Here is a 25,275-nt window from a genome sequence, read left to right as displayed (position 1 = left end):
CTCTCATATGCGGGCATCAGATGCTCTTCCCGTAAACTGCTGGGACGCTATGGAATTCGATCTTGTCGCCGAGTTACCAGTCGCGCTCTCGTCTTCCGAGACGGCGAGTGTTTCGACGTATTTGGTCAAACAGACGTCCGGTCGATACCGCAATCGGTCGTGCGCGACCGGTCCGCCCCATAGCCCGGCAAGAGTTTGTCCGATCAAGTCGGCTCCTGCGGCTTCGGCGAGCAGGAATCCACCGGCGGCGCGTGCGTTCAACTCGGTTAGAACGACGCGCTGTTCGTGGCCGTCGCGAACGAAGCCCTGTACACAACACAACCCGACGGCGCCGACTGCGGCCAATGCCTCGGCAACACCGCCGGCTACTTCTGGATCGTGGAATGTGCTGGCTACCATGGAAAGTCCGCCCTTGGTGAGTAGCCGGTATCGCAGGATCACCGATGCGCGCCCGCTGTTGTCGACCAGACAGTCGGCTGTGAACTCGCGGCCGTCGACGCGGGCCTGGATGATCGGTTCGGGTACCAGCTCGCACAAGATCAGTGCCTGCTGCCAGGTCCGGCAGTACATCACGTTCTGGGAGCCCTGACCGTGGCGGGGTTTGACGACCAATGGGCAGTTGTCGGGGATGGCGGCGATCTGTTGGGGTAACCAGGTGCGCGGAGTTGGGATTCCGTACTCGGTCAGCACCGTATAGAACTCGGCCTTGTCCAGGCAGGCGTTGATCGCGTGTTGCGGCGGTAGCCAGGTCCGGACACCGATCTGGTTCAGCGTCGCGCGCATCGCGAGCAACTGCGGCAGTTCGGACTCGACGGCGGAAAGCAGCGCATTAGGTCGCAGGTCGTCGCACAGCTTCAGAAGTTCGATGCCGTAGTGCGGGTGCGTGACTGGAAGGGATTGGCTGGCGATCAGGCCGGGCAGTAGTAATCCGTTCGCGGCGGGGTCGGCGTCGGTGCCGATGACCGTGCAGCCATGTTGTTGGAGTCGTCGAGCGAGGTCGAAACCTGGTTGACCTCCGACCCCGGTCACGAGTACGCGGCGCGATGCGGCCATTCGATCAATGGGCATGGTTGGTCACCTGAGGGGTATCGAGTTGGATCGCCGCTACGGGTGCGTCGGGGTTGCGTAGCTGTGGCGCCCACCGATCGGAATGGTCGCGGTACCAATGCACGGTTTCAGCGAGTGCGTCGTCGAAATCCTGTGCAGGCCGATAACCGAGGCTCGCGATCTTGTCCCAGGTCATCGAGTAGCGGCGGTCGTTGGAGGGGCGATCGGCGACATATTGCACTTGGTCCCAGTCCGCGCCAAGCTGGTTCAGGATCAGGTTGGTGAGTTGTTTGTTCGTCAGATCGGTGCCGCCACCGATGTTGTAGACCTCACCGGGGTGGCCGTGTCGCAGCACCAATTCCAGGCCTTGACAGTTGTCCTCGACCCAGAGCCAGTTGCGCACGTGGCCGCCGTCGCCGTGCAGGGTGACTTTCCCGCCCTTCAGTAGGGTGGTGATGAATGCGGGGATGATTTTTTCGGGGTGTTGGGCGGGGCCGAAGTTGTTGCTGCTGCGGGTGATACATACCGGCACGCCGTAGGTCCGCCAGTACGACAAGGCCACCAGGTCCGACGCCGCTTTCGACGACGCGTAGGGAACCGTTGGGCGCAGTGGATAGTCCTCCGATGCCGATCCGGTTAGCAGTGGGCCGTAGACCTCGTCGGTCGAAACATGTACGAACTTGTGGATGTTCGATCGTCTCGCGGCGTCGAGCAAGATGTGCGTGCCGAGTACGTTGGTGCTCAGGAAGTGGCCGCCCTGGAAAAAGGAGCGGTCGACATGTGACTCCGCGGCCAAGTGGACGATCGTCGTGTGTTCTGCAACGAGATCGTCGATAAGTCTCGTGTCAAGGATATTGCCCACCACCAGCGTCAGTCGGTCGGACAACATCGCTGCGCCGAGGTTGCTGCGGTGACCGGCATAGGTGAGTGCGTCCAGGACGGTCACATGGTCGGTGTCGTCGGAGGCCAGTAGTCGTTTGACGAAGCGCGATCCGATGAATCCCGCTCCGCCGGTGACCAGAACATTGTCCATGTTTCCACCATCGGGAGTCGTTGTGTATCAATGTTTTTCAAGCGAATTTGGGCGGAGATGAACCATCGTCCTGGGGCCTGGATGTCGGCCGGTTCGGCTTCATGCCAAGGGATCACGGGCCTCTGTTCGAGCGCGGTGTGGTCCCGGTTGGTGTCACCAGATCGCACGCCAGACTGACCGCACGTGCGGCACCGGCGAAATGTGCGAGATCCGGTGTCACGATCGCTGCCGCTCCGACCTTGTACACGGTGTGAACGACCAGCGTTGTCGGCATGTAGGTGTCCGGTGTGATGGTGACTAGTCCGGCGAGCGTGTAGCCGAATTGGTGCGCTAGGCGACCGATCACTGCTTCATCGCGCTTTCGATCGTTGGTGACGTCCAAGCGCAGCAGTCCGATTGCCTTTGGCGGCATGGTATTTTCCTTCACTTCGATTTCCGAGCCGCGGGAGCTATCTGCACTGACTTCTTGCTCCAGGCGTGCTTGAAGGATCGTGAACTTTTCGACGTGCGGTTCATCGCTATCGATCGGTTCCGGGTTGTCACCGACCGGGAGAACGCGGGCTGCGGTGACAACTCCGGCGGCGCAAAGCAGCATCCCGAACAGCGCGCCCCACGTCTCCGCGTCCATCCCGAATCAGCCGAGGATCGAGGAGACACAGCCAAGAGCGGCGATGTACTGCTTGCACGTCGGTCCGTGTCCTGCATGTTTGGAAAGCACGAACGGTGCCCGGAGAGGGTCCATCACGGTCGGTTGGGCGAGGCAGTCTCGATGTTCTGACTCCCACCGGTCATACGCGCTCATCAATGTCGGCATGTCGTGCCTTCCAAAGCGTTGGGTTCAGGAGCACCCCGGGCTGGGGCCAGACGAGTCCGGACGGGGAGTTGGTGCCCGTCTGGCGCGTTTCCGGCTTATCCGAGATAGGAAGCGGGTCCAGCGCGGGGGTGCTGACTCCAGACTCGTATGTGGTTCCGGTCATCCCAACGCCCAGTAGACCTAGTCCCAGTGGGGCTTGCTTATTCGGCGCGCGCGATGCTCTCTGGTCTGCACAGAGAGCATTTCCGCACGTAGGAAGGACTCGGCGCATAGGCTGGTGCGGGCAGCGGTTGGTACGGCTGAAGGGTGGGACATGGTTATTGGGGGACGCTTCTGTCGCGCATGTAGGGCAGCAATCCCGGGCAACGAGGCCGGGGGTCTCTGTGTGTCCTGCGCCCATGCCGCCGGGTTCAAACGTCTGCTGCCTGCCGACTTCTTCGACAATCCAGCTATCCGGAAACCGTTGGCCGACCATGACTTCGGCGTAGTGTTCGCGATGATCCGCGAGCAAACCGGTCTTTCACAGCTACAGCTGGGTGCGCTGATCGATCTGTCCCAGTCTCGGGTTTCGGCAGTTGAACGCGGCGACCGCCGCCTGACCAGCGCCAAGCTCATTGCCCGAATTTCCGAAACCCTCGGCATCCCGGGTTCGCTCCTCGGCTTCTACGGCGGCTCTCCGAGTAATCTGGCCAGTGAGGAGGTGACTTGGGTGGAACGCAGGGATTTCATCACCTTGGTAACTGCGGCGGCGCTCGGTTCGCACCTTCACCCGGAACTCGAGCGGCTCGGGGGTCTCCTCCCGGGGCGGTTGGAGCCAGTTACACAGCCGCACATCGGATCCGCCGATATCGACGCCATCGAGGCGATTACCGATGGATTCCGCCGATGGGATCTGGCCCACGGTGGGGGACTGTGCCGCACTGCCGCCCTTACACAGTTGCATCAAGTCCGTGCTCTGGAGGGCGCGGTATGTTCCTCCGACATCCGGACGCGACTCTGGATCGCTACCGCCGAGCTGGCGAGTATGGCTGGATGGTTGGCCTATGACATCGAAGAACACGATTCCGCACGCAAGCTGTGGACATACGCCCTGCAGACCGCGCACCGCGGGGAAGATCACGCGCGCAGTACGGATCTGACAGTGAGCATCCTGCTGGATATGGCGCACCAGTCGCTGCACTTGCGGCGACCGCAGGAGGCATTGAAGTTCACGCAGCTCGCCTCATCGGCAGCGATCAACCGGAAGCATCCGGTCAGCACGATTATCTCCGGATACATTGCGGCGGTGCTTGGTTGGTGTTGGGCATCGCTGAATGAGGCCGCGGCGACCGAACGGGCGATTGGGCAGTCCGAAGATCAGTACGCTTCGGCGAACCCGGACCGGACGCCGCCTTGGGCGTGGTTTGTGACGCCAGCGGAAATCGCTGCGCAACAGGGGCATTCGATGTATCTGCTATCGCTGACTCAACCGCGCTACGCGTCGGCCGCGATCGGGCGCCTGTCGATCGCGGTGAGTGGACACGCGATGGAACATGCTCGTAGCCGTGCTGTCGCACTGCCCACCCTCGCCGGTGCCTGCCTACAGGCTGGGGATTTCGGTGCGGCTGCCCGATACGGCCGCGACGCGATCACAGCGATAACGGAGTTGTCGTCACAGCGGTGCTATATCCGCCTTCGCGATCTGGATTCGATCGCGGCAGGGTATGACAGCGACCATGATGTCGCCGATCTGCGCAGCAATATCGGCGCTGTTCTCACATCTGCCGTATGAGGTCCGATAGCGCCTTGCCGGGGCGCGAGGCGCTGCGCGCGGCCTGCAAGGAATTCGGCGTCGATGACCGGGGTGCGCAGTTGCTGCATCAGCGGTCGAATGCAGTGTGGATGCTTCCGGATTGTGAGCTTGTCGCCCGATTGGCACCCAACACTAATTACCGGAGAGAACGAGCGGAAGCGGCGGTGACCGTGACTCGGTGGCTCACGGGTGCCGAGGAACCGGTTGCGCTTACTCCAGCATCAGGGCACCAGCCGATAACTATCGGCGATGCGATCGCAACGTTCTGGCCATACCGTCCCTCGGACGATCAGCCCGGCCCGGCGGACCTCGGCGCGGTGGTACGGAGGCTTCATGCATTCCCTGTGCCACCGTTTCCAGTTCCGCGATACCGGCCGCTGCGCAGACTTTTCGAGGCGCTGGCACTTGAAGAGGAGCGGCCGGTGCCAGCACTCGCCGCCCCGGATAGGGAGTGGCTGCAGAAGCGTGCCGAGATGCTGGTTGCGGCGTTCGCTCGTACTCGGTTCCCGTTGGGGGAAGGTCTGATTCATGCCGATGTACATGCAGAGAACGCGGTCCGAGATAGCGGACAGTGGGTATTGATCGACTGGGACCAATGCTGTGTCGGGCCTCGTGAACTCGACCTGGTCTCCGGGCTGCCCGATCATTTCCATCAGCCTCTGGATGACCGCAGGGAATTCGTGGCCGCCTACGGTTACGACCTCCTCGACTGGCCAGAATGGACGCTCCTGCGCGACATCACCGAATTGCATTCGCTTGGGTCCTACATCCGTCTCGCACCTAGTAAGTCCGCAGCCGCCGTCGAACTCAACCATCGCCTTCAATCACTGAAAATCGGTGACCGCGAAGCTATTTGGCAGGCAGTTTCATAGGAAGGCTCGCAATCTGACGGTCCACATTACAGGTGATTTGTAGGTGCAGGGGCAAGCTGGCGGTGATCCGAGGCAACTTGCAGCCAGCATCCGCTGCACAACGAACACCAACCCATCACCTGAAGCTAGTCAATGACCGTACATGCACAAGGTCCGGTCGGTGGGCGACGTGGGTGGGTCGGTCGCATTCGATGCCGCCGGTGCTTTGTCTCTACAAGCCGAAGTCTTCGTCGTAGCCGAGGGGCGGATCGATGACCGGGTCGAGCTCGTATTCCGGGAGATCTTCGGCGGCGTTGTCATTCTGGTGGCCGGCCCGGAAGGTGTCTTCGGCGTCGGCTTGTTCGGGTGTGAGTTGGGCGCGGCGTTGTTGTTCGACATTGAGGTAGGCCAATTCGTCCTGCAGCCAGGTGGTGGTGTCGACTGCTGTCGTGTCCGCGGATGCGGTTCCCGGCGCGGGTCCGTAGAGGATGGCTTCGGTCTCGGCGAGATAGATGCGCTGGCTGATGTCGGTGATGGCTTGGGTGAGTTGGTCGTCGGTGAGCATCTGCACGGGGTCGGCTACATCGAGGGGATTATCGGAGGGTGGTGGCGGTTGTGCGGTGCTGTCAGGGTGCGAGGGGTGGTGTGGTTCGGGTTCGGGTGGGTGCATGGCGGGCTCGGGGGAGGGGTGGGTGGATTCGTGCAGGAGCGCGTCGATGCGCCAGGCGAGGGCGTCGGCGTACTGGTCGGGGTGGAGGTTCGCGGTGGGGTCGGGTTGGGCGGTGAGGATGAGTTCGTGTGCGGTGGTGAGGAGTTCGGCTGGTGTCCAGTCGGTGCTGGTGGCGCGGTCGATCGCGGCGACTAAGCGTGGCCAGGCGGGGTCGTTGATGACGCGGTGCGCGGTGTCGTCTCCGATGATCTGGTGGAGTTCGTTGGTCCAGTCGGGTGTGAGGTTGCCGGTGCCGGTGCCGGTGCCGGTGCCGGTGTCGGCGGCGACGAGTTCGAGCTCGAGGCGTGACCACAGGGCCGCGGCGGGCATGTCGTCGGGCAACGCCCGTTGTGCTGCGGCGTGGGTCAATCGGGCTTGGATGTCGATTCCGGATCGGTTGGCGACTTCGATTTTGTCGGCGAGGATCGGCCACCACGGGTCGGTGAGGATGCGGGATTCGAGTCGTGTGATCAGCGGCGCCCACTTGGTGGCGGGCAAGTGGATATCCCCGAGAGCGTCGGTCACGCGGGCGTCCAACAGCCGTTGGTGTTCGCGTTCCAGCTGCGTGTAGCGGGCGGGTCCGGTCGGGCGTGGATCGTGGTCGTCGATGTGTAAGGAGGCCCGCCACACGGCGAGGTCTGCGAGCAGTCGTGTATTTGATCCGATGAGTGGGCGTGCCCAGTGCGGTGCGGTCGCGGGTGTCCAGGTCTGGATGTCGTCACGGATTTGGCTGGCGAGGTTGGCGACAATGCGTGCGCGGGCAGCGAGTTGGGTGGCGTCGAGTTCGGTGCGTAGCCCACGGGGTATCCCGGATACCCATGGCAGGGGTCCGTCAATGGTGGAGTGCGTGCCGGAGGGATCCAGACGCCAGTCCAGGACGGCGGCAACATCATCGGCGGTGTCGAGTTCGCGGGCGTTCGCGGCGGCGTGCAGGGCGGTGATCGGGTCACGCCCGGATAGCGCGATCATCGCCAAGTGTTGACGCAGGACGGGGTAGGCGGGGCTGTCGGTGAGATTGCGGCGCACCGCTTCCGCGGCGGTGTCGAGGCGTTCGAGTCCATCGGTGCCGAGGGTGTTTTCGGCGGCGACACCGATCGCGTCGAGGTAGATATCGAGTGCGCGACCGATTCGCTGGTGCGGATCGAGCGCGTCGCGCAGCATGGTGTGCGCCGATTTCTGTGCGCCATCGCGCCCGAAAATGCGCAGTAAAAGCTCGACAGCGGTGCGCGGAAACACCGTCGGTTCACTCCAAAACGAGCCCTCACTGCCGTCCAACGCGGTCGGCACGTAGGCGTGGTTGGCGTGGATTCCGCGGGTGAGCGCGACGTAAAGCTGTTGGCGTGACTCGCCTCCGGTGAGCGCGACATGACACGAATCGGCGGTGATTCCTTGCGCGGAATCGATCGTTGCCGCGTACCCGAGACGCACATTGATGGCCACGTAGTCGGCGGGAAGCCGCACGCTGTGACCGAGTTCGTTGTCCGACCGCAGATGTTCCGCGGTCAGACTTCCGTCCGAATGCACGGCGGTGACGGTCCAGCGGTAGCCGTTGCGGACCCAATCGTTGTCACCGAGTCGGAGTTGTCGGTTGTTGCGGCGGGTGCGGATCGTGTCCCCGACCGAGGCGCGAAGACCGTCGGCGAGAACAGTTTCCGCACCGATCACGCCGCCGTTGCGGGCGATGCGGTCAGCGCATGCGCGGGCATTGAGTTCGGTGACGACGTCGTGGGTGGCGGCGAGCATGATGGTGTCGTGACCGGCGAGGTGGTCGGTGATCCACGCGGTGTAGGCGTCGTCGTGGGTGGCTCCGGAGTGCCCGGCGTGGATGCGGTCGTTGTCCAGATACCAGCCCAGTGCGGCTGGATCCGCGTCGCGTAGTTGCAGACTGGCGGTGGCTTCGGCGTTGGAGGCGAAGCGTACGACGTGGGTGAGTGTCATGGTTGCTTCGGGTGCGGCGGCGTCCATGTCGGTGTCCGCGCCGCCGGCTTCGATCGATGCGAGCTGGTGTGGGTCGCCGATGCAGCGGATCGTGGCGCCGCGGTCGTGCAGGAATCGCAGCAGGCGTAGGCGTTTGAGGTTGCCGATCTTGACGTGCTCGTCGACGATCACCAAGGTGTCGGGGGCGATGTCGAGGATCCATTGCGGCAGCGACGGCGGCGCTTCACGGTCCAGCGCGAGGTTGTCCGGGTGCGGGGTGTGGCGGTCCAGGACATCGAGGACCTTGTCGACGGTCTCCACCCGGGTGCCGATCGCTTTGCCCAACTCCGCGGCCGCCGATGCGGTCGGCGCCAACCCGAGGGCCCGGCCGCCGCTGGTGTGCCAGGCCTCGGTGAGCACCGCCATCGCGGTGGTCTTGCCCGTTCCCGCCGGCGCGTTCGTGGTTCGTATCCGCAGATTCGAGGAGGCGAAGCCCTCGATCACGCTGATCTGCCCGGCATTGAGCGGCCGATCCGGATTCCGGGTGTTGTAGCGGTGCACCGCCGCGGTGACGAGATCCGGTGGGAGTTGGCGTGCGCCGGACTGCACCGACAGTTCGATCAGCTGCTGTTCGACCGAGAGCATCCGTGCCGAGGTGTAGATCTGCGCACCGAACGTGGTGTAGACGCTGGTGCCGTCGCGGCGACGCAACAGGTCTGGGACCGTGTGTAATTCGGGTTCGTCGGTCAGATCGGGGTCAGCGCGCGCGATCACATGCTCAGGTGACAGTGTTTCGGCTAGGACTGCTTCGGCGGCCTGTCCCCAGTCCTGGCTGCGTATGTGGCCGCGGAGTTGGCGTTCGATTTCGGCCCGCAGATTGGTGGCAGTCCAGGTGGAGCGGTGCTCGGACACCACCTCGATGACCCGCTGCGCCGTGTGGTTGATCCACCCGGCGGTCACCGCGACACGCTGTTGCCGTACGGGATTCAAGGCCGTGACGACCATCGACGAGAGTGTTTCACGGCCGCCGAGCAGGGCCATCGCTTGCGAGCGCCAGGTGCTGCGTTGCTCGGCCAGTGACCGTAAATGGTGTTTGGCGGGTCGGGTTTCCAGGGTGGCCTGCTGGGCCAGGGCGTACATTTCCATGGGGGTCGGTTCGCGGTCGAACCGGTGTTGGAACCGTGCGGCGAGGTCTCCGACGCGTTCTTTGATCGCGGCTTCGCGTCGTGACCATGCGTGAATCAACGGTGTGGGGATGTCGACGATTTCGCGGATCGGCCGCTTGGACGGATCGGTGGTGGGGCGTTCGGCGAACTCGACACCCACAAGATCTTCGAGGTGGTGTTCCAGGCGGGTGTTGTAGATCTCCGAGACAGTGACCACCGCCTTGTAGATCGCGGTCCCATCGAGAGTGCGCCATTTGCCGTCGTGGGTGCGGACCCGGTTGGCGATCAGCACGTGGGTGTGCAGGTCCGGATCCCCGGCCCGGCTGTCGCGGTGCGTGAACTGAGCTGCCACGATGCCCTCCACATCGACTTGGCGCACACCATTGCGACCTAACCGCGTGAACACCGCGTGCTCTTCGAGCCAGCCGAGTGCGTCGCGCACCGCACGTTGATGCGCGAGCTCGACCTTCTCCGCGACCGTCCGTGGCGCGACAGCCCACAACGCCGACACCGACTTCACCGGGGAGAAAGTGATGTCGAAACCGGCGACCGCGACCGTGTTCGGGCGCGAGTTTCTCGCCACCCACCCCGACAATTCCCGCTCATTCAAGGGCGCGCGACCGTACTGTTCGCAGAACATATCGAACGCGACACGGGTCCGAATCCGTGCCCGTTCGTCATCATCAATAGCCTCATGTGGGTCGAATCCGTGCTCTATATTGTGTCGCGTGAAAGCCTCCGTGCACCGCTTACGGAATTCGGAAACCTCGGCATAAACCCGAAACTGGTTGCCTAAACGCGACGCGCGATCGGCGGCTTGTGCCGCATCCTTGTGCTTGGCGCCGAGACGTATCTGCTCGTCATACACCGCGTCTTCGATCGCGTCGGCGTTCGGGTGACGGCCCAGTCCGAACAGGGATTTCATCTGTTCTTCGGTGACTTCCTCACCCGGTTGCAGGCCCAAGGCGGCCAGGCCCTTGCCGTGCCAGCGGCCCGGAGCTTCCCCGTGAGCGGTGTAATAATCGGCGAGGCTGGAACGGCCGCGAGCCGACACATCATTCGCGGCGACATTGCGCAGATAATATTGATACCCATTGCCTGCCGCGACCTTATGAATCGTCGCGGTCATATATCCATCAAGCATCGGATCGGCCATTTACGCCAGGGGTTGGATTTGACTATTTTTTCGTCAAATCAAGCAAACCCCTGGTCGTTACCGAATCGCAATGGTGGAGGCTAACGAGACAGCGCCATCGGACCCCGCAACCTCACCCCCTAGCGACGAAGCTTGTCGTGTCAACGATCCTTCGGTCGGCGCAAGCGTGTCACCGAACCACTCCGGATCGTCCACCTGGGAGACCGCCAGGTTGTCGCGTTTTAGGCGATAGTCCGGAAAGTGCCCCTCGAATGCAAGAGGTGTGCTTGTTGGGATAGGGAAATGGGGAGAGGTGAGAGTGTGGTTTGAGAGTGTAGAGAAGGGGTGAGTGGTGTGCTGTGTGGATAGTCGGGGAAGGTGAGGGCAGGTGTGAAGGTAAGAGGGGTGAGAGACATGGTGGTCGAGTGGTTGGCGGGGAGTAGGTGAGTGGGCCTGGGCCGTTCATGCGGTCCCTGCTCGGCCGCTGATTGGGCGAGCGCTCAGGTGAGCGGTGTGGCGACGTGCGTCGACCCGGCGGACTGGCAGGTGTAGTAGCGGTCGTCGAGGGCGGCGACGTCACCGACCGGCAGCGACCGTAATCTTTTGGCGGCCCACCGTATGTAACCACCGAACGCGCAGCATTGGGCTCGCTGACAACTGAACCAGGTTCGCTCATCGAAGCCACGTTGATCGAGCCTGCAGAAGGCCGCACCTCGGGCAAATCGACAGCACATGATTCCTGAACAGCTTTCACCATGTGGATTAAGCATCGACGGACATGTGCACGTATCTCTTCGAGGGGCGGCGCGTGATCGACTGACTCACAGCCGATTCCGCATCAACCGCATGACGAGGCGGGGTCAGCTCCCGTCATAGGCAACCTGCAGTCGTACGGTGCCCTTAGCTGTGTGCAGGAAGGCATCGCCCTGTCCGGCCAGGGCTTCGGCTCCGGTCTCGTCCAGAATGATGCGGCTGTCGGTCGCGGTCTTGACCCGCAAGGCGAGCTGGGCGGGGAAATTGGACCGGATGGTCGTCGAGATAACGTCCGCGCTTGGGCGCTGCGTGGCCGCTATCACATGGATGCCCGCAGCTCGGGCCTTCTGTGTCAGGCGCTTGAGTAGCGCTTCGATTTGCTTCTTCTCGTCAGGGTCGCTTGTCAGATCGGCATACTCGTCCAGGACGATGACAATCCATGGCTTTCGGTCGGCTTTATCAACCTTGGCGTTGTACTCGGCAAGTTTGCGCGTGCGGATCGCCTTCATGTCGGCGTAGCGCACAGCCATCTCTTCGACCGTTTCCTCAAGAATCTCGATGGCGTCGGCGGCGTCCATACCGATCATTCCATCAAGGTGAGGGTCATCCTCGAAGTCGACAAGCTCAGTGCCCTTGGGATCGACGAGGCGGAGCCGCAGGGTGCTCTTGTCGTACCGAGCCAGGCCCTTGAGGATCGTATCCAGGGCGACAGACTTTCCTGATCCGGTCGTGCCAGCCACCAACAGGTGCGGTGAGTCCGCAGAGGACAGGTCAACGGTGACCAGGTTGCCTTCGATGTCAGCGCCCAGTGGGGCGATGAGGTTGTCGGGATTTATCGGGCACTGCTGCCACAGCGCCTTGGCGTCAACACCGTACTTCTCGTCGTCGGTCTTGGGGACCTCGAAGAGTACGGAGCCGCGGTCGGTGCGGGTACGAATGCTGAACCCGGAAGGCAGTTCCAGGGCCAGGAAGATTTCGTCGCGTCGATTGATCAACTTGTCCACGGTAACCCCAGGGCTGGGGATAAACCGGAAGATGTAGAAGCCAGGTCCTTCTTGCCATTTGCCGACATCCGGCGCCGTTACCGTGACCCTGTGGTGGGAGAAGACGTCGAGAACCTTGTTGTATCGGAGCCTCAGATCCTCCTCGGAGAGCGCGCCGCGCTGAGCATTGAGAGGAGCATCGTCTATCTGCGCAGCAGGGCCACGCCCCACTACGGTTCTCGGCGCGGGTGTCGAATGTGTCCCTCCGGAAATCTCGGTAGATACCGCCGGCACTTCGGTCGTGGGTAGTTCGGCGGAAATATCTGCGGAGACGGGCTTGACGACCGCGTCGGAGACAGCCGGGTTGGGGATGCGATCCTCAAAGGCGACAAGGGGGTCGGCATTCGTGGGATCTTGGTTGGCACGCAGAGCGCCGATAAGACTCAGCAACTCGCGCTTATTCAGCCTCACCAGAGTGTGCCTGCCGAAGTCGCTTACCGCTGGGGCTAGCCGCTCGTCCTCAGCGGAGATAGCCACGGCAACGCCGGTGACTCGACCGAGCTGAACGTCCTCGGAGCGCAGGGCATCAAGGACTTTCGCCTCGACCTGGCGGGGGTCGTCGCTTCCGATAATGAATCGGGCTGGAAGATCCGCGGGCTGTAGGACACTGCCACTGGTCTGAGTGATCGCGGCCGCGAGCTCGTCCAGCCAGAAGGGACGGTCATCACGAGCCTCGCCATCCGACCGGAAGGCATCCACGCACAAGTCGGTGGTGCGATTGAGCTGTTCCTCGGCCGAGCCCACGTCGAAGGTCTGGCGGAACTTGGACTCGACAACCAGGACATCGAGCTGAATCGTGCCGTCGTCCTGAATGGTCAGTACGAACCGGCCTAGATCGGCGCGCGTTTTTTGGCCGCGACCGAACCAGCGGTGATGTTCGTCGAAGCTGATCCAGGTGACCAGACTCGTGCCCTGGCGAGGGACCCGGAAGTTCTGGTCGATGACAAACCGGGTGGCGACCAAGCCGACGACTTCGTTGACTGTGGTGCCGATACCGAGCGAGCGCAGGACGGCGCCAGGGGCCACATTGCGGCCGATCTCGTAGATCCGCTTGGCAGTGCCTTCGGAATCCTGCGGAGTGACGACCCTGATCTGCTCCAGCCGGCGACGCAGTCGCTGGACGACGAACTGCTGACCGGTTTGGGAGCTGACAATCAGGGTGTACGACTCGTTCTTGCCGACGTTGGGTTTGACGAGGATCACGTCAGGACGGTTACGGAGGGCATCGATCTGCTCACGACCGATGAAGCTGTCGAGGGTGACGACCCAGTGGGCCACGTCGTGCAGTTTCGCGAACAGATCCAGGTGCTGGTCGAAACGCACCTGCATCTCGAAGTAGTCGATGCCGTCGACGCTCTCGCGGGCGACCGGGGAATCGCGGTGGTAGCGCACGCACATTGTCGACCAGGACTCGAGCGCCTCGTCCGCAGTCTCGGGTAATAGAGCCCGTACGACGTTCTCGCTGGTCTGAGCCAAGTTATGTGAGGCGGGATGCTTCCAGGAGTTGAAGGAGCCGGACAGGGATTCCTTCTTGGTGCTCTCGTTGATACTTGTCTGCGCGCCGAACAGCGCGGGAGCCAGAGCGAGATCGATGGTGCTTTCCAAACCCGACAGATCTGCTTCCTGGTCAGGCTCCCATGCTCGCAAGATGAGTTGGACGTCGGGCAGGAAGCTGTCCTCGGACATCTCCGCGCCGGAGAACTGCAGGTCGAATCCCTGGACGATCTCGTGATGGGTAGCCTGCGGAGCCAGCACGACTAGATCAACCTTCAGGTGAGGGTTCTTCGCACGCATTTGCTTTGCCACGCGCATGGGCAAGACGGGGTCGCCGTTGCGGTCCAGAAGGAGTACGCGCAGGCCGTCGAGTTTGTGGGGGTAGGTCGTCAGGTAGTCGGTGATGACGCGGACCATCTCGTCGATCGCGGTCTCGTCCACGCTGGAGAGCCAGTCCTTGGACTCGTTGCCACCGTAACGGACCGGTGCGTACTCCTCGTGCCCGGCCGATTCGCGCATAGGAATGGCGATAGTATCGCCGGGGCCGACGAGGACCGCCGGTGTCCCGTGGGGGGAGATCCGGTCGATGGCGTCGAAGAACAGGTCCTCGTTCTCCTGATTGAGGCTTAGGCCTCCCTCGCTGTTCAGGGCGGTCCCGATGTTACGGGCCGTCTCGACGTAGTTCTTTGCCAACCAGCGCAGCTTCAGCGGGTGGGTCGCCAGCATCATCATGCGGCGGTCGGCAAGTCTGACGACATCGGTCAGGACGACCGCCCTCAGATCCGCGTCCGGAGCGTTGTTGGGAACCAAGGCAGCGCGAGCTTCGCGGATTACGCGTTCCCACTCGTCTACGTAATCGCTGATCTTCCCGGCATCGAGTCCTGCGGATAGCCGCTCGAAGTGCTTGAGTTTGAGTTGTTCCAGCTGGTCGGCGAAATGTGTCGTGGAGACAGACTCAGATTCGTCTGCCTGCCATTGTCGGGGGTCGTTGAACTTTCCGAGAAAGGTGTCGAAGGTCAGATCGCTGGCATAGTCAGGGGGATTTCGCCGGCCATGGATGATGGCCGCCAGCGCAATTTGCCCAGGGATGCCCAGCGGGTCCCAGCGAAAGCGTCGCTGCGCCGCGCCATCCATCTCGATCAGGATGCGCAGCGGGGCCCACTCGGTGTTCGGATCAAACGGCTCGTCTGCCGCGGGCAGGGGCGGCTTGGCCAGGTCTAACAAGCAGTCCTTAACATCAAGACTCAGGCGAAGGCCGGTGGAGTCCTGGATGTCACGCAGGGTGCATGCGTAAAGGAAAGCAAACAACCAACGGCTCCACTGTCCGGCAGCCTGGTTGCCTTCGAGCCCGACGACGACAGAGCCTTCCTCTTCGTCGGCGAAGTAAGTCAGCTCGCGCAGCAGGGCCCGGAGTGGGTCCTGGACGGACTGAGTGTTCGGGAAGGCAAGCTTCTCGACTCTGCGGCGAGACCGCTTGGACAACAGGTCAGCGAGCGAATCGACCTCACTGGCCGGAGCCTCGTCGAGGAATCGCTGTGCGGACTCCTGGTCTCCGCGGTCGAGCGCGTCTTCGATCAGCATGGCGTCGAACTCATCGACCCGAGCTGGCGCGGCCCTCTCGATCTCTTGCCGGATCTGTTGGCCCAGGCCGACCTTCTTGGATTTCTGCTCAAAGACCTCGAGCCAGAGCGTCAGGTCGTGCTCGCCGCGCAGCTGACGAGGGTCCCTCGGGTTGGAGCCACCGCGATTGCGGTTGAGTACGAGGTTTCGCATGCGCGTTTTGACGGTATCGGAATCCGTACCGATGTGGTCAAGGGACTCCTCGCTGAACTCGGTCTCGCCGATGCGGTCGCTCAAGTCGTCTTCGGTGATCTCCTTGCCGGTGGGCTGTTTGAAGGCGCTAACCGAGACGTTTTTCTTGATCCGGGCGGCCAGTGCGGCGGGCCTTGTGAAGAGTTGCCGGTCCGGGAAGAGGTCGAGTGTGGGTAGGGCCGCGGAGATCTCGGGGTAGACCGCGTCAGGGGTGCGGACTGGAATCGCCGCGACCCTCCGCGCGGTCTCGACCAGGAAGTCCGCCCAGCGGTGTAGAGATCGGGACTCCGCATCGGTGGTGGCGCGCCAGATCTCCGACAGGGAACTGGCCATCACGTCCGGCACGGTGCCGCTGCCACCGGCCTCCCGCCATGCCTCTGCTATAAGCCTGTCGAACCCACGCTGGCCGTCGGCGTCGTGGTGGTCACCCAGGATCATGGCGTCATCAAGGGCATTCATCGCCGCCAACCCCTGTGCGTCCGGCGACTCGTCCCACTCGAAGAGCAACACCGCCGTACCCTGTCCCGAATTTCGCCACTTGGTCAGTTGGTCCTGTGGATCCAGCAAGTACTCAGCTGGTACGCCTTCGATCGGCTCAGGGGTGCCGACCTTGACGACGACCTGGCGGTCGGGCGACCGCAACTGGCTCTGGGCGACATGACGGAGGGCCTCGGTCACGATTGGTCGATCGAACCCACTGACTCGCAGGCTGGCGCGGGCTCCGGTGATCTCAGTGACCTTGCGGAGCGCTTCGTCAGCGACGAAGCGACCGAGGGCTCGAGTACTGCTGTCGGTCACTGGGCCTCCCCTCGCACCATGCTGGTCGCATCCGAATATTGCGTGAGCAGGCCGATAGCGGCCAGCTTTTCCCTGAACGCCCTACCGTTGTGGTCGAAGACCGATCTGTCGACCTCGTAGGCCAGCGGGCCCGCGGCCACAACCTTCCCCGTGACGAGCCCGTACCTCTCGTACAGCAGTGAGCAGAACTGATCGAACTCCATCTCCGTGCCCTGCGGGACGGTGGCATAGACCAGGCACTCAAGCATCGCGGGCTTCATCGTGAAGTGTCGGCGCCCACTTGTCGCGTTGAGGGCTCCCACAGCGGCGAGGGTCTCACTGAAGAATGATCGGGGCGAGGCGACGGCTTTGCCCGCCTTGGTGAATCTCTCGTAGCCGCGCTTCTTCACCTCGTCACCATGGGCGTCGCGGATCATTTCTGTGGCCTGGACGTTGATCGCGTTGACAATGTCATTGCGGCAGTTATTGAGGTTCTTTTGTGATTCTCTGCGAAGTGGACTCGCCTCGTTGCCGAAGTCCAACAGGATCGACCCGCGATCGGTGGCACCGAGCTTCGCGTGTGCCAGATGCAGCTGATGGCGTGCCAAGCAGTATGGGACCCAGTGCATGAGGCTCTCCGTGCGCTTGGCCCGAGGAGCGTTCGCCCGAGTGACGATGTTGCGGGTCCCTTCTCTCAGCAGATCGGGCCACGGGCTGATGTTCTCGTGCAGCTCAATTTCCGCATCCGAGCCTCTTACGGGCGCTTCGTCGGAGGCGAAGTCGTGTGCGCTGAGGGCCTTGGCGAGGTCGCCCAAGGGGGTGCCGCTGTCCTGTACGAGCTCGGTCAGACCCTGGCGGGTCGATTCTTTGCGGTCAAGATCACGGTCGGTGCGTAGGACCTTGTAAGCCCAGGTCCCACCATCGCGAAAGAGATAGCGCTCGATATTGGGAGCTTTGGTGGTGGTGCCAGCGGAGGCCCTGCTAGCCAGTGCCCGCTTCTTAGCGCTTGCTCCCTTAGAGGCATCGCCTCGGCTGATTTTCCGGTCGACCGCGTCGTAGTGGATGAGCTCACCGACGAACGGATAGAAGTGCGCGGCAAACCAGCTGGGTTGGATACGACGCCCAGGGATCTCGACCAACAGGGACGAGAACAGAGCGTGGAGCGTTGCCAACGTCTCAGTAGAGTCCATATCGATGGCCTTGCCGAGTTCATCGTCGCCTTCGACGATGACGGTGTTGGTAGCGATCCGCCGCGCCAAGTCGTGCGAGGTGCGCTTATAAGCCGTATCTGCTCCGTCCGCCAGGAGTCCTGCGAACGTATCCGGGTCGTCCTGATGCGCCAGGCAGACACCGCGGGCGATAGCGAGCATCTCGAGCGGTATATAGAACCCCCGGCCGTGCTCTTCGAGATTCACCCCGAAGAGGCCACGGACGACCTCGGACCTGGAATAGTCAGCCACCATCACGCACGCACCGATCTGATCTTGTCGCCGATGTCGATCATGAGCTTCCTCATGACGTTGCCCACCAGTACCTGGATCTCATCGACCTTGTCCGACGAATCGGTCAGCCGCGCGAGGGATGCGCTCAGGCCCCGGATCTCCGCCTCATGCTGGACCTCGCTCCGCAGGCCCGCAGCCCACCGTGTCAGCATTTCGAAGCGCAGAAGATCGGCTTCCACGGAGACCGCGTCATGGCCGGAGGCGATGGCCGGGATACGGATGTAGATGGCCCGGTTCAGCCACTCGACAGCGTGCTGCATCTCTGGAGTGACGTTCGTCTGGCTTTCCCGCTGCCACTGAGTGACTTGGTCGACGACTTCGATGCCCTTGCTAGGCTCCCGCCGAGAAATCACGGCAGCGCGGGCGTGGTGTGTGAGGAACGCTGGGTCGAGTATCAAGAAGTCGGGGTTGCGCCCCGCTCGGTAGATACCCTGGACCGCCTCCAGGCCCTTGAGGAAGCCATCTCGCACCCGGGTGTCCGCCGGGTCCCGATTCTCATCCTCGATACTGATGAAATCGTCCCCGGCCAGCAGGCCCATGCGGGCGAACCGGTCCTTGTTGTCGTCGCAGTTGAAGAAGTCAGCCCGTCGAAGGAACGTGTACAAGCCACGCAACTGTTCGGCCTGCCTCTGAACTTCTCGATTCGTACGGACCTTCTGCAGGTAGCTGCTGGCGTCCGCGGGAGGGAAGTCGCCGGCCGCGTCCGGGTCCAGTCGGTCGTCGACTTGGCGGCGAGAGACCTTGCCCGGGTCCAGCTTTCGTAGCGCCAGGAAGGTGGTAACCCGCTGACGTTGCTGCTGGGTCAGCCGGTCGCCGAAGAGAGCCTGGTGATACATGTGGGGAGCCTGCCACGACGTATCCGCGTGTGACCGCTGGTACTTGGCGTGGACGTTTTCGCAAGACAGGCCGCCTGTCAACATGTAGCTGGTTACCGAAAGCGCCTGGCGGGTCGTGACAACGGCTCCGGTGCGTTCAGCCGCGGCGAACACGTCCCGGATCGCGGTCCGGCGCTGAGGCCCACAAGTGGGATCGCTTAGTTCGTTGCGGTTGGCCAGTATTGGGCAGACGTTCCGCGCATCACAGGTCTCGCAGGTCTTCCACCGCTGTTGCATCGTCCACTGCTTCAGGACCCACGGGATCAGCCCGCCGCTGCTGCGGCTGTCGGCCGCGACAGACTGGTAGTTGAGGTTGATGACCGTGACCGTGCCATCTGGGTCACTGACCTGCCCACGCGTGATGCCGGCCGCGAGTGTGGTCACCAGAATCTTCGCGCGCTCGGTACCGTCTTCGGCGACACACTTGCGCAGCTGGCCCTCGTTCGCGCAGATGATCGCAACACCCTCGTCCGGAGGATCGAGCAGCTTCACGAGCGTCTCGGCCCCTATTGGCACGCTGAGCTCGCTGAGATCTCTGATGATGTACAGCGGGCGCCGAGTATGGGTCCGACCGATAGGGCGGCTGGCGTCGCCGGCCTCCGAGAGCTCGCGGAAAACGGCCTTCCGGGCAGCTTCGGGCGTGACCGACTCAGCATCGGTCCGCAGCTCAGCCAGAAGGCTGGCGCACAGGCTCGTCTTCCCGTGCCCAGCATCCCCGGTCAGGACGATGGTTTTCGTTGTCGGTCTCTCGATAGCCGCCTGCAGATAGGGGAGCGTGGCAACGGGGAAAAGCGCCTGCGTGGAGTCCGCCTGCTGCTCGTAGATCATCTCGGAGGCGTCGGCGTCGAATGGCTGGTAGCGACGTATGCGTTGGACGTGCTTGTTGACCTCTAGCGACATGCTGCCCTCCCTCATCGACCGACCCCGAAGCGCTGCGAAATTCTAGCCGGAAGCGCCGGGGACGGACATTCAAATCCGTTGTCGGAGAGTTGGAGTACCTCGTTGTGAGCGACGGTGTAGCATGGTCCGCCAGGTCTTTCGCGCCCCGATTGTGGGGCTGGGACACTGGCCTCCGGGAGGAACCCGTGACCAGGTCAAACCCTGGAACAGGGGGGCGGCCGAGGGCCATGTCAACCGGATCGATGCTCGAACGGCATATGTTCGCCCAGGCGAGCTCGACTGGCTGAGAAGCGAATTCCGTTGAGCGACTGACTGACAGAACGATCGAGTTCCGTTCCGGCCGTAACCGCGCCTCGGTTACGACGAGAGAGGCACAGCCGAAGTGGTGGCGCGAACGCCCGGCTCGGCGGAGGGGTTTTGCCGGTGTTGGAGTACCGCGTCCTCGACGCGTATGGCCGCTACGGCCGGGTCCTCGTGCTCCCAGATCCGGAGGACGGTCCATCCCGCCTCGACGAGTCGGGCGTCGGTCTCCGCATCGCGCTCGCGATTGCCCGCGATCTTGGCTTCCCAGAACTCGGCGTTCTTGCGCGACGGCCTGTGATGATCCGGGCAACCGTGCCAATAGCAACCGTCCACGAAGACCGCGACCCGTGGACCCAAGAAGACGACGTCAGCTCGTCGCCGGAGCTGCGGAAGTGGTCGCGCGTCGACTCGATACCGTAGGCCTCGCGCCCAAAGGTGTTTGCGCAGCGCGAGTTCCGGCCCGGTATTGCGGCTCCGGTTGCCTCGCATCACCGCCCGGACGGCAGGGGTGCTCGCCCAGGAACCCGTCGTGGCGGTCGGAGTCGGCAGGAGGCCCATCGCTATAACCGACTGCCATGCTTGCTCAAGGTTCCCTCGCCGCGTGGTAGCGTCGACCTCCCCGACGTAGCGCGTGACTGTCCTGTCGCGGTCGTACCAGCGAACGTAGGCGCGGATCCGGCGCGTCCGCGGCAACACCTTCAAAACGACTGAGGCGTGGGCGATCCGGCCGTCGTCGAGCCCGACGAGCCGGTTGTGGTTCCCGCCCGCGGCTCGGTCCTGCTCCGCTGTCCGCTTGGCCCTGTCCAAGCCGGGCCGACACTTCCACGCGCTGTCCGGTGGCATCCTGTCGCGCCACCGGTTCGGGTTCAACCTAGTCGCCATCGTACCTAGTTCTTGCCCTTGGCCCTTTCGGCGACCTTGGCCTCCACCTCGGTGAGGACCGTGGCCACGGCGGTCGCGAAGACCTCGCCGAGCCGGACCGGCACCGCGTTTCCGAGCTGCCTCATCTTCTCGCCGCGGGGGCCGGAGAGTACCCAGTCGTCGGGGAACGTCATCACCCTGGCAGTCTCGCGGACTGTCATGTAGCGGTGGGTCCCGTCGTCGAGGAGCATCACTGACTCGCCGCCCGGTACGCCGTGCACGCCCGCCTTGACCGTCTTCGCTGGCCGGTCCAGCTCGTTCGGCGTGTGGCCCGGGTAGATACGCGCGTCCGGCCAGCCGATGTGGTCTTTGACCACGACCGCCCTGGTCACCCGGCTCCAATGGTTTTTGGCGAGGTCCTTCCAGTGGTCCTTGCGGTCCAGCTGGTACGGCGGGATATCCGGCAGGGGTGGGATTCCATTGGCCTCGTCGCCGAGCAGCGCGTCACGTAGCGTCCGCCACGGCTGTAGCTGCGGTTCGTCCATGAGCAGCGGACTTTGGGGCGTAGGGGGGATCCGGCTCATGACCGATTTGCGCACGGCCGCAGGGATTTTCGCGTTGTGGTGCCGATTCCAATACGTGCCGTCGTGCATGTCCGCGTACAGACGCGCGTCGGAGTGCGTGGGGCGCACGAGTTTTCGGAACCTGTCGAAGTCGACGCCGAGGTCCCGGCGAAAGGCGATGAGAATTACCCGGTTTCGGATCTGCGGTACGCCATAGTCGGCGGCGTTCACGGGGAAGTGAGCGACCTCGTAGCGCTCGTCGTCCGGGATCGACGAGGAAGTGGACAGGCGGCGCAGGATTGCGTCGTGGTCCTCCCAGTTGGATCCCTCGGCCCGTCGCTCGAACGGGAGGGACAGCTCTCGCTCGATGTAGTCGAAGTACGGCCGGAACGACGGTCGCAGTAGGCCGCGCACGTTCTCGCAGATCACCGCCTTGGGGCGCATCTCGCGGATGGCGCGAAACATTTGCGGGAAGCCGTTGCGTTCGTCCTCGTCGCCCCGCGCCGCACCGCCGAGGGAGAACGGCTGACAGGGCGGACCGCCGGCGAGAACATCGACTCGGCCACGAAGGTATTCGAAGTCGACCTTCGCCACGTCCCCCTCCACGAGGGGTGGGCGCTGCTTGCCCACGGGGATCCAGGGCGTGTCGCCATCTTCGACACGTCTGGCCGCGTTGTCAGCAAGCGTCTCGCACGCGCGCTTCGCGAACTCGTTGAACAAGAGCGGCCGAAACTTGGCCCGGCCCACGGCCATCGCCAACCCGCCACCGCCCGCGAAGAGCTCTACGCTGGTGCGCTCGTGGACTTCCCCGCTGGGCTGCTGCGACATGGCGGAAACCATACCGCGGAACGGCGGTGTCGAATATATGTTCGATGTAGCGGCTTCGGGCGATACGTGGCGATTCGGGAGAGAGTCTCGTCGGGTGGTGCCGACGATCGACTTTTCGGCAATAGTGAGATGTGTCCAGAAAACTAGAACCTGTGTCAGGTGGTCGCAGGTTCAAATCCTGTCAGCCCGACCATAGTAAAACCCCTTCCGACCAGCAGCGGAAGGGACTTCTTCATGAGCTGACAACTCGGAGTTGGGGACCATTTGGGGACCGCTCCGCCGCCCGGAAGTGTAGCTGTCGAGTCGTAGGCAGAACCTTCGATACAGGACGAAATACTCATGAGCAGGATCGAAACCGTGGTCCTTGAGAAATTTTCGTTCTGCCCGCGTCGCGGCACATCTCGATAGCCCGAACGACCCACGGGCGACTCAACTCCGACAACTGCATGGCACTCCCCTTGCCCACTTCAGGGACGATCACGACGCTACCGGCACTCGGAAGGTCCACGCCAGGCAGCGTGAGGCGGGCTGTTTGTGTCACCTTCCCGACGACGCGGGCACCGACAATCCGACCAGCGCAGGGAGTTCGGGGCGGCAGACTCGTTCGGGTGCTCGGCCCGCACAAGAAGTGGCGGTTGTGTCGGTTGGTACGCCTAGCATCGGGCAATGCGCTCGACTAACGCTCATGATCGAGAATGGTTCTCACACAACGGCCATCGCACCTTCGAGCTCGCCGACCGACTGTACGACATGGCCCTTACCGGCTTGCCGACAGTCGCCCGCATCCGAGATGAGGAACGAGAGACCGAGTTCATCGCGACTTGGCCGAAAGACACTCTTGTTCATCGACTCGTGCGAATGGCCGCCCACGACATGTTCTACGACGAGGCGGATGCCAATCCTTCGACGTGGGAGATTCGCGGCAAGACGGCGCCTGGGGAGCATCGCACGGTGCGGTACATGTCGGTAACGGTGGCGCTGCGCCATTATGGCCTCGAGCGTGGACGCGACAGTTTCGAGGTACCCAGCACACCTAATACCCGCGACATATGCCACGACTACTTCATCAACGACTTGATGTGGAGCGAACGCTATGAACAGCTCGTGCAGACGATGGCCGACGAGGTTTTCCACACTGTCTTCCCGTATCGCACCATGCTCTACAACCTCAACTGGATCGCCGCCACCTTCATCTCTGAACTCGACGCTGAGATGTACAGCGAAGAACCCGAGGTCGCCAAGCTTTTCGCGCGGCCGGGGCGGCTCAAACGCAGAACGATCCCGGAGTGGGTGCAGCGAGCCGTCTTCTTTCGGGATCAAGGACATTGCACCTACTGCCGGCGCGACCTGTCCGGGCTGATGCACGCGATGTCCAGGGAGAACTACGACCACATGGTTCCCCTCGCAGAGGGTGGGTTAAACGACATCACCAACCTCCAATTGCTGTGCAGCGACTGCAATTCGAAGAAATCCGCCAAGATCATCGAACCGAGCAACCAGTACATCAAGTGGTTCACCTCGTAAGGAACCGGCCGCCTCACCGTGCCCGGACTCAATCCTGCCCAGGGCGCCACGCATCCTCACGACCGGTTACATTCTCCGACACTTCTGACGCAATGCCGACGGCACCTGCGCACCTCGACCCGATAACCGACGTACCGAGAGCACCCGATTCGCGCTGACCATCGAGGCCGAGGGGTCTGTCCAGTGAACGGTGTAACTCGGTTTGATTTGGTTACTTTCGTCCAGCGGACAGGCGTCCGTCGAAGGTGATGTCGAAGGCGTTCAACGCTGCTTTCCATCGGGTGACCCAGCGTTTCTGTCCGGCGCCGGTGGGGTCGAGGGCCATGATCGCCAGGTAGACGCATTTCAGGGCGGCTTGCTCGTTGGGGAAGTGGCCGCGAGCGCGCACGGCGCGGCGGATGCGGGCGTTGACGCTTTCGATGGCGTTGGTCGAGCACACGACTCGGCGGATCTCGGTGTCGAAGGCCAGGAACGGCACGAACTCCGACCAGGAGTTCTCCCACAGTTTCACGATGGCCGGGTATTTCGTGCCCCAGGTCTCGCTGAACTCGTAGAACCGTTCCAACGCCGCGGATTCGGTGGGGGCGGTGTAGATCGGTTTCAACGCTTTGGCGATGGCGTCCCAGTGCTGGCGGGCCGCGTAGCGGAACGAGGCCCGCAGCAGATGCACCACGCAGGTCTGCACGACTGCGGCCGGCCAGACCTGCTCGATGGCCTCGGGCAAGCCTTTGAGGCCGTCGCAGACGAGCATGCACACATCTCCGGCACCACGATTACGCAGCTCGGTGAGGATCTGCAGCCAAAACTTCGCGCCCTCACCACCGTCTCCGGCCCACAACCCGAGGATGTCACGGGTGCCATCGACCGTGACCGCCAACGCAACGTAGATGGGTCGGTTGGCGACCTTGCCGTCGCGGATCTTCACATGGATCGCATCGAGGAAGATCACCGGATACACCGCATCCAGGGGACGGTTCTGCCATTCGGCCATCCCGTCGAGCACCTTGTCGGTGATTACCGAGATCGTCTGCTTGGAGACCTCGGCGCCATAGACCTCCCGCAGGTGCGCCGAGATCTCCCCATGCGTGAGCCCTTTTGCCGACAACGACAGCACCATGTTCTCCACACCGTTCAACCGGCGCTGGCGTTTACGCACGATCTGCGGCTCGAAGCTGGCATCCCGGTCACGAGGGACGTCGATCTCGACTGGACCAACGTCGGTGACCACCGTTTTCGAGCGAGTTCCATTGCGAGAGTTCGGTGTTCCACGTCCAGCCGGGTCGCCGTGGTCATAGCCCAGATGATCGGTGATCTCACCGTCGAGGGCCGACTCGACCACCATCTTCGTCAGCTGCGCCAGCAGCCCACCCTCACCAGTCAACTGCAGACCGTTGGCCCGAGCCGACGCCACCAACTGACCGACCAACTCGGCATCCACCGCCGAGGCCTTCGCGTCCTTACGCTTCGCCACCGCAGCAGTATCGACCACATCGGCCGCCACCACATCAGACATCAAGTGCCACTCCTTAATTGGGAGTTACACCGTTGTATTTACAGTCCCAGGCCGCCCGTGCCT

General features: G+C 62.9%; 13 protein-coding genes. 3 read left to right on the top strand and 10 right to left on the bottom strand.

What is annotated here, in order from left to right; all coding sequences use genetic code 11:
- Positions 1–3 precede the first annotated feature (3 nt).
- From ACQP2D_RS33675 to ACQP2D_RS33665, 3 genes are all read right to left on the bottom strand, one after another.
- Positions 4–1,068: an ATP-grasp domain-containing protein gene (locus ACQP2D_RS33675; RefSeq protein ID WP_433679956.1), complete on the bottom strand. Its 1,065-nt coding sequence runs from the start codon at positions 1,066–1,068 to the stop codon at positions 4–6.
- Positions 1,058–2,080 carry a dTDP-glucose 4,6-dehydratase gene (gene rfbB, locus ACQP2D_RS33670; RefSeq protein ID WP_433679955.1) on the bottom strand — a complete coding sequence of 341 codons (1,023 nt, stop codon included), beginning with the start codon at positions 2,078–2,080 and terminating at the stop codon, positions 1,058–1,060. Before rfbB ends, ACQP2D_RS33675 begins: the two co-directional genes overlap by 11 nt.
- A 112-nt stretch (positions 2,081–2,192) precedes the next feature.
- Positions 2,193–2,708, bottom strand: a complete 516-nt coding sequence (locus ACQP2D_RS33665) for a hypothetical protein (protein ID WP_433679954.1) — start codon at positions 2,706–2,708, stop codon at positions 2,193–2,195.
- A gap of 382 nt (positions 2,709–3,090) precedes the next feature.
- On the opposite strand from ACQP2D_RS33665, the gene ACQP2D_RS33660 reads away from it, so the two are divergent.
- Positions 3,091–4,665 carry a helix-turn-helix domain-containing protein gene (locus ACQP2D_RS33660; protein ID WP_433679953.1) on the top strand — a complete coding sequence of 525 codons (1,575 nt, stop codon included), beginning with the start codon at positions 3,091–3,093 and terminating at the stop codon, positions 4,663–4,665.
- Positions 4,662–5,558: a phosphotransferase family protein gene (locus tag ACQP2D_RS33655; protein WP_433679952.1), complete on the top strand. Its 897-nt coding sequence runs from the start codon at positions 4,662–4,664 to the stop codon at positions 5,556–5,558. Before ACQP2D_RS33660 ends, ACQP2D_RS33655 begins: the two co-directional genes overlap by 4 nt.
- A gap of 211 nt (positions 5,559–5,769) precedes the next feature.
- Here ACQP2D_RS33655 and mobF read toward each other — a convergent pair whose 3' ends face one another.
- The 6 genes from mobF to ACQP2D_RS33625 all read right to left on the bottom strand — a co-directional run bounded on the left by mobF (position 5,770) and on the right by ACQP2D_RS33625 (position 22,175).
- Complete coding sequence (mobF, locus tag ACQP2D_RS33650; RefSeq protein WP_433679951.1) at positions 5,770–10,458, bottom strand: MobF family relaxase; 4,689 nt, start codon at positions 10,456–10,458, stop codon at positions 5,770–5,772.
- Between the two features lie 866 nt (positions 10,459–11,324).
- Positions 11,325–16,364, bottom strand: a complete 5,040-nt coding sequence (locus tag ACQP2D_RS33645) for an FtsK/SpoIIIE domain-containing protein (RefSeq protein WP_433679950.1) — start codon at positions 16,362–16,364, stop codon at positions 11,325–11,327.
- Positions 16,361–17,809: a hypothetical protein gene (locus tag ACQP2D_RS33640; RefSeq protein WP_433679949.1), complete on the bottom strand. Its 1,449-nt coding sequence runs from the start codon at positions 17,807–17,809 to the stop codon at positions 16,361–16,363. Before ACQP2D_RS33640 ends, ACQP2D_RS33645 begins: the two co-directional genes overlap by 4 nt.
- A complete protein-coding gene (locus ACQP2D_RS33635) occupies positions 17,806–19,620 on the bottom strand; it encodes a hypothetical protein (RefSeq protein WP_433679948.1) in 1,815 nt (604 codons plus the stop codon). The genes ACQP2D_RS33640 and ACQP2D_RS33635 overlap by 4 nt, the downstream gene beginning before the upstream one ends.
- A gap of 357 nt (positions 19,621–19,977) precedes the next feature.
- Positions 19,978–20,412 carry a very short patch repair endonuclease gene (locus ACQP2D_RS33630; RefSeq protein ID WP_433685845.1) on the bottom strand — a complete coding sequence of 145 codons (435 nt, stop codon included), beginning with the start codon at positions 20,410–20,412 and terminating at the stop codon, positions 19,978–19,980.
- A 398-nt stretch (positions 20,413–20,810) separates the two neighbouring features.
- The gene (locus ACQP2D_RS33625) at positions 20,811–22,175 is read right to left on the bottom strand and encodes a DNA cytosine methyltransferase (RefSeq protein ID WP_433679947.1); all 1,365 of its coding nucleotides are present in this window, start codon (positions 22,173–22,175) and stop codon (positions 20,811–20,813) included.
- Positions 22,176–22,841: 666 nt separating this feature from the next.
- Between ACQP2D_RS33625 and ACQP2D_RS33620 the strand changes: the two genes are divergently transcribed.
- Entirely contained in the window at positions 22,842–23,699 is an 858-nt protein-coding gene (locus ACQP2D_RS33620; RefSeq protein ID WP_433679946.1) for an HNH endonuclease, read from the top strand.
- A 211-nt stretch (positions 23,700–23,910) separates the two neighbouring features.
- Here ACQP2D_RS33620 and ACQP2D_RS33615 read toward each other — a convergent pair whose 3' ends face one another.
- A complete protein-coding gene (locus ACQP2D_RS33615; protein WP_433678047.1) occupies positions 23,911–25,212 on the bottom strand; it encodes an IS256 family transposase in 1,302 nt (433 codons plus the stop codon).
- Positions 25,213–25,275 lie beyond the last annotated feature (63 nt).

The sequence above is a fragment of the Nocardia sp. CA-119907 genome (genome assembly GCF_050955995.1).
In the GTDB taxonomy this organism is placed as follows: domain Bacteria; phylum Actinomycetota; class Actinomycetes; order Mycobacteriales; family Mycobacteriaceae; genus Nocardia.
The sequence above is the reverse complement of the archived record's forward strand: the minus strand, read 5'-3'. Positions and strand labels throughout refer to the sequence as shown.

Bases quoted from the DNA above. Each gene is read 5' to 3' on its own strand.
- ACQP2D_RS33635 (WP_433679948.1), bottom strand. From the start codon at position 19,620: ATGTCGCTAGAGGTCAACAAGCACGTCCAACGCATACGTCGCTACCAG.
- ACQP2D_RS33630 (WP_433685845.1), bottom strand. From the start codon at position 20,412: ATGCGAGGCAACCGGAGCCGCAATACCGGGCCGGAACTCGCGCTGCGC.
- ACQP2D_RS33620 (WP_433679946.1), top strand. From the start codon at position 22,842: ATGCGCTCGACTAACGCTCATGATCGAGAATGGTTCTCACACAACGGC.
- ACQP2D_RS33615 (WP_433678047.1), bottom strand. From the start codon at position 25,212: ATGTCTGATGTGGTGGCGGCCGATGTGGTCGATACTGCTGCGGTGGCG.
- ACQP2D_RS33675 (WP_433679956.1), bottom strand. From the start codon at position 1,068: ATGCCCATTGATCGAATGGCCGCATCGCGCCGCGTACTCGTGACCGGG.
- ACQP2D_RS33655 (WP_433679952.1), top strand. From the start codon at position 4,662: ATGAGGTCCGATAGCGCCTTGCCGGGGCGCGAGGCGCTGCGCGCGGCC.
- rfbB (WP_433679955.1), bottom strand. From the start codon at position 2,080: ATGGACAATGTTCTGGTCACCGGCGGAGCGGGATTCATCGGATCGCGC.
- ACQP2D_RS33665 (WP_433679954.1), bottom strand. From the start codon at position 2,708: ATGGACGCGGAGACGTGGGGCGCGCTGTTCGGGATGCTGCTTTGCGCC.
- ACQP2D_RS33625 (WP_433679947.1), bottom strand. From the start codon at position 22,175: ATGTCGCAGCAGCCCAGCGGGGAAGTCCACGAGCGCACCAGCGTAGAG.
- mobF (WP_433679951.1), bottom strand. From the start codon at position 10,458: ATGACCGCGACGATTCATAAGGTCGCGGCAGGCAATGGGTATCAATAT.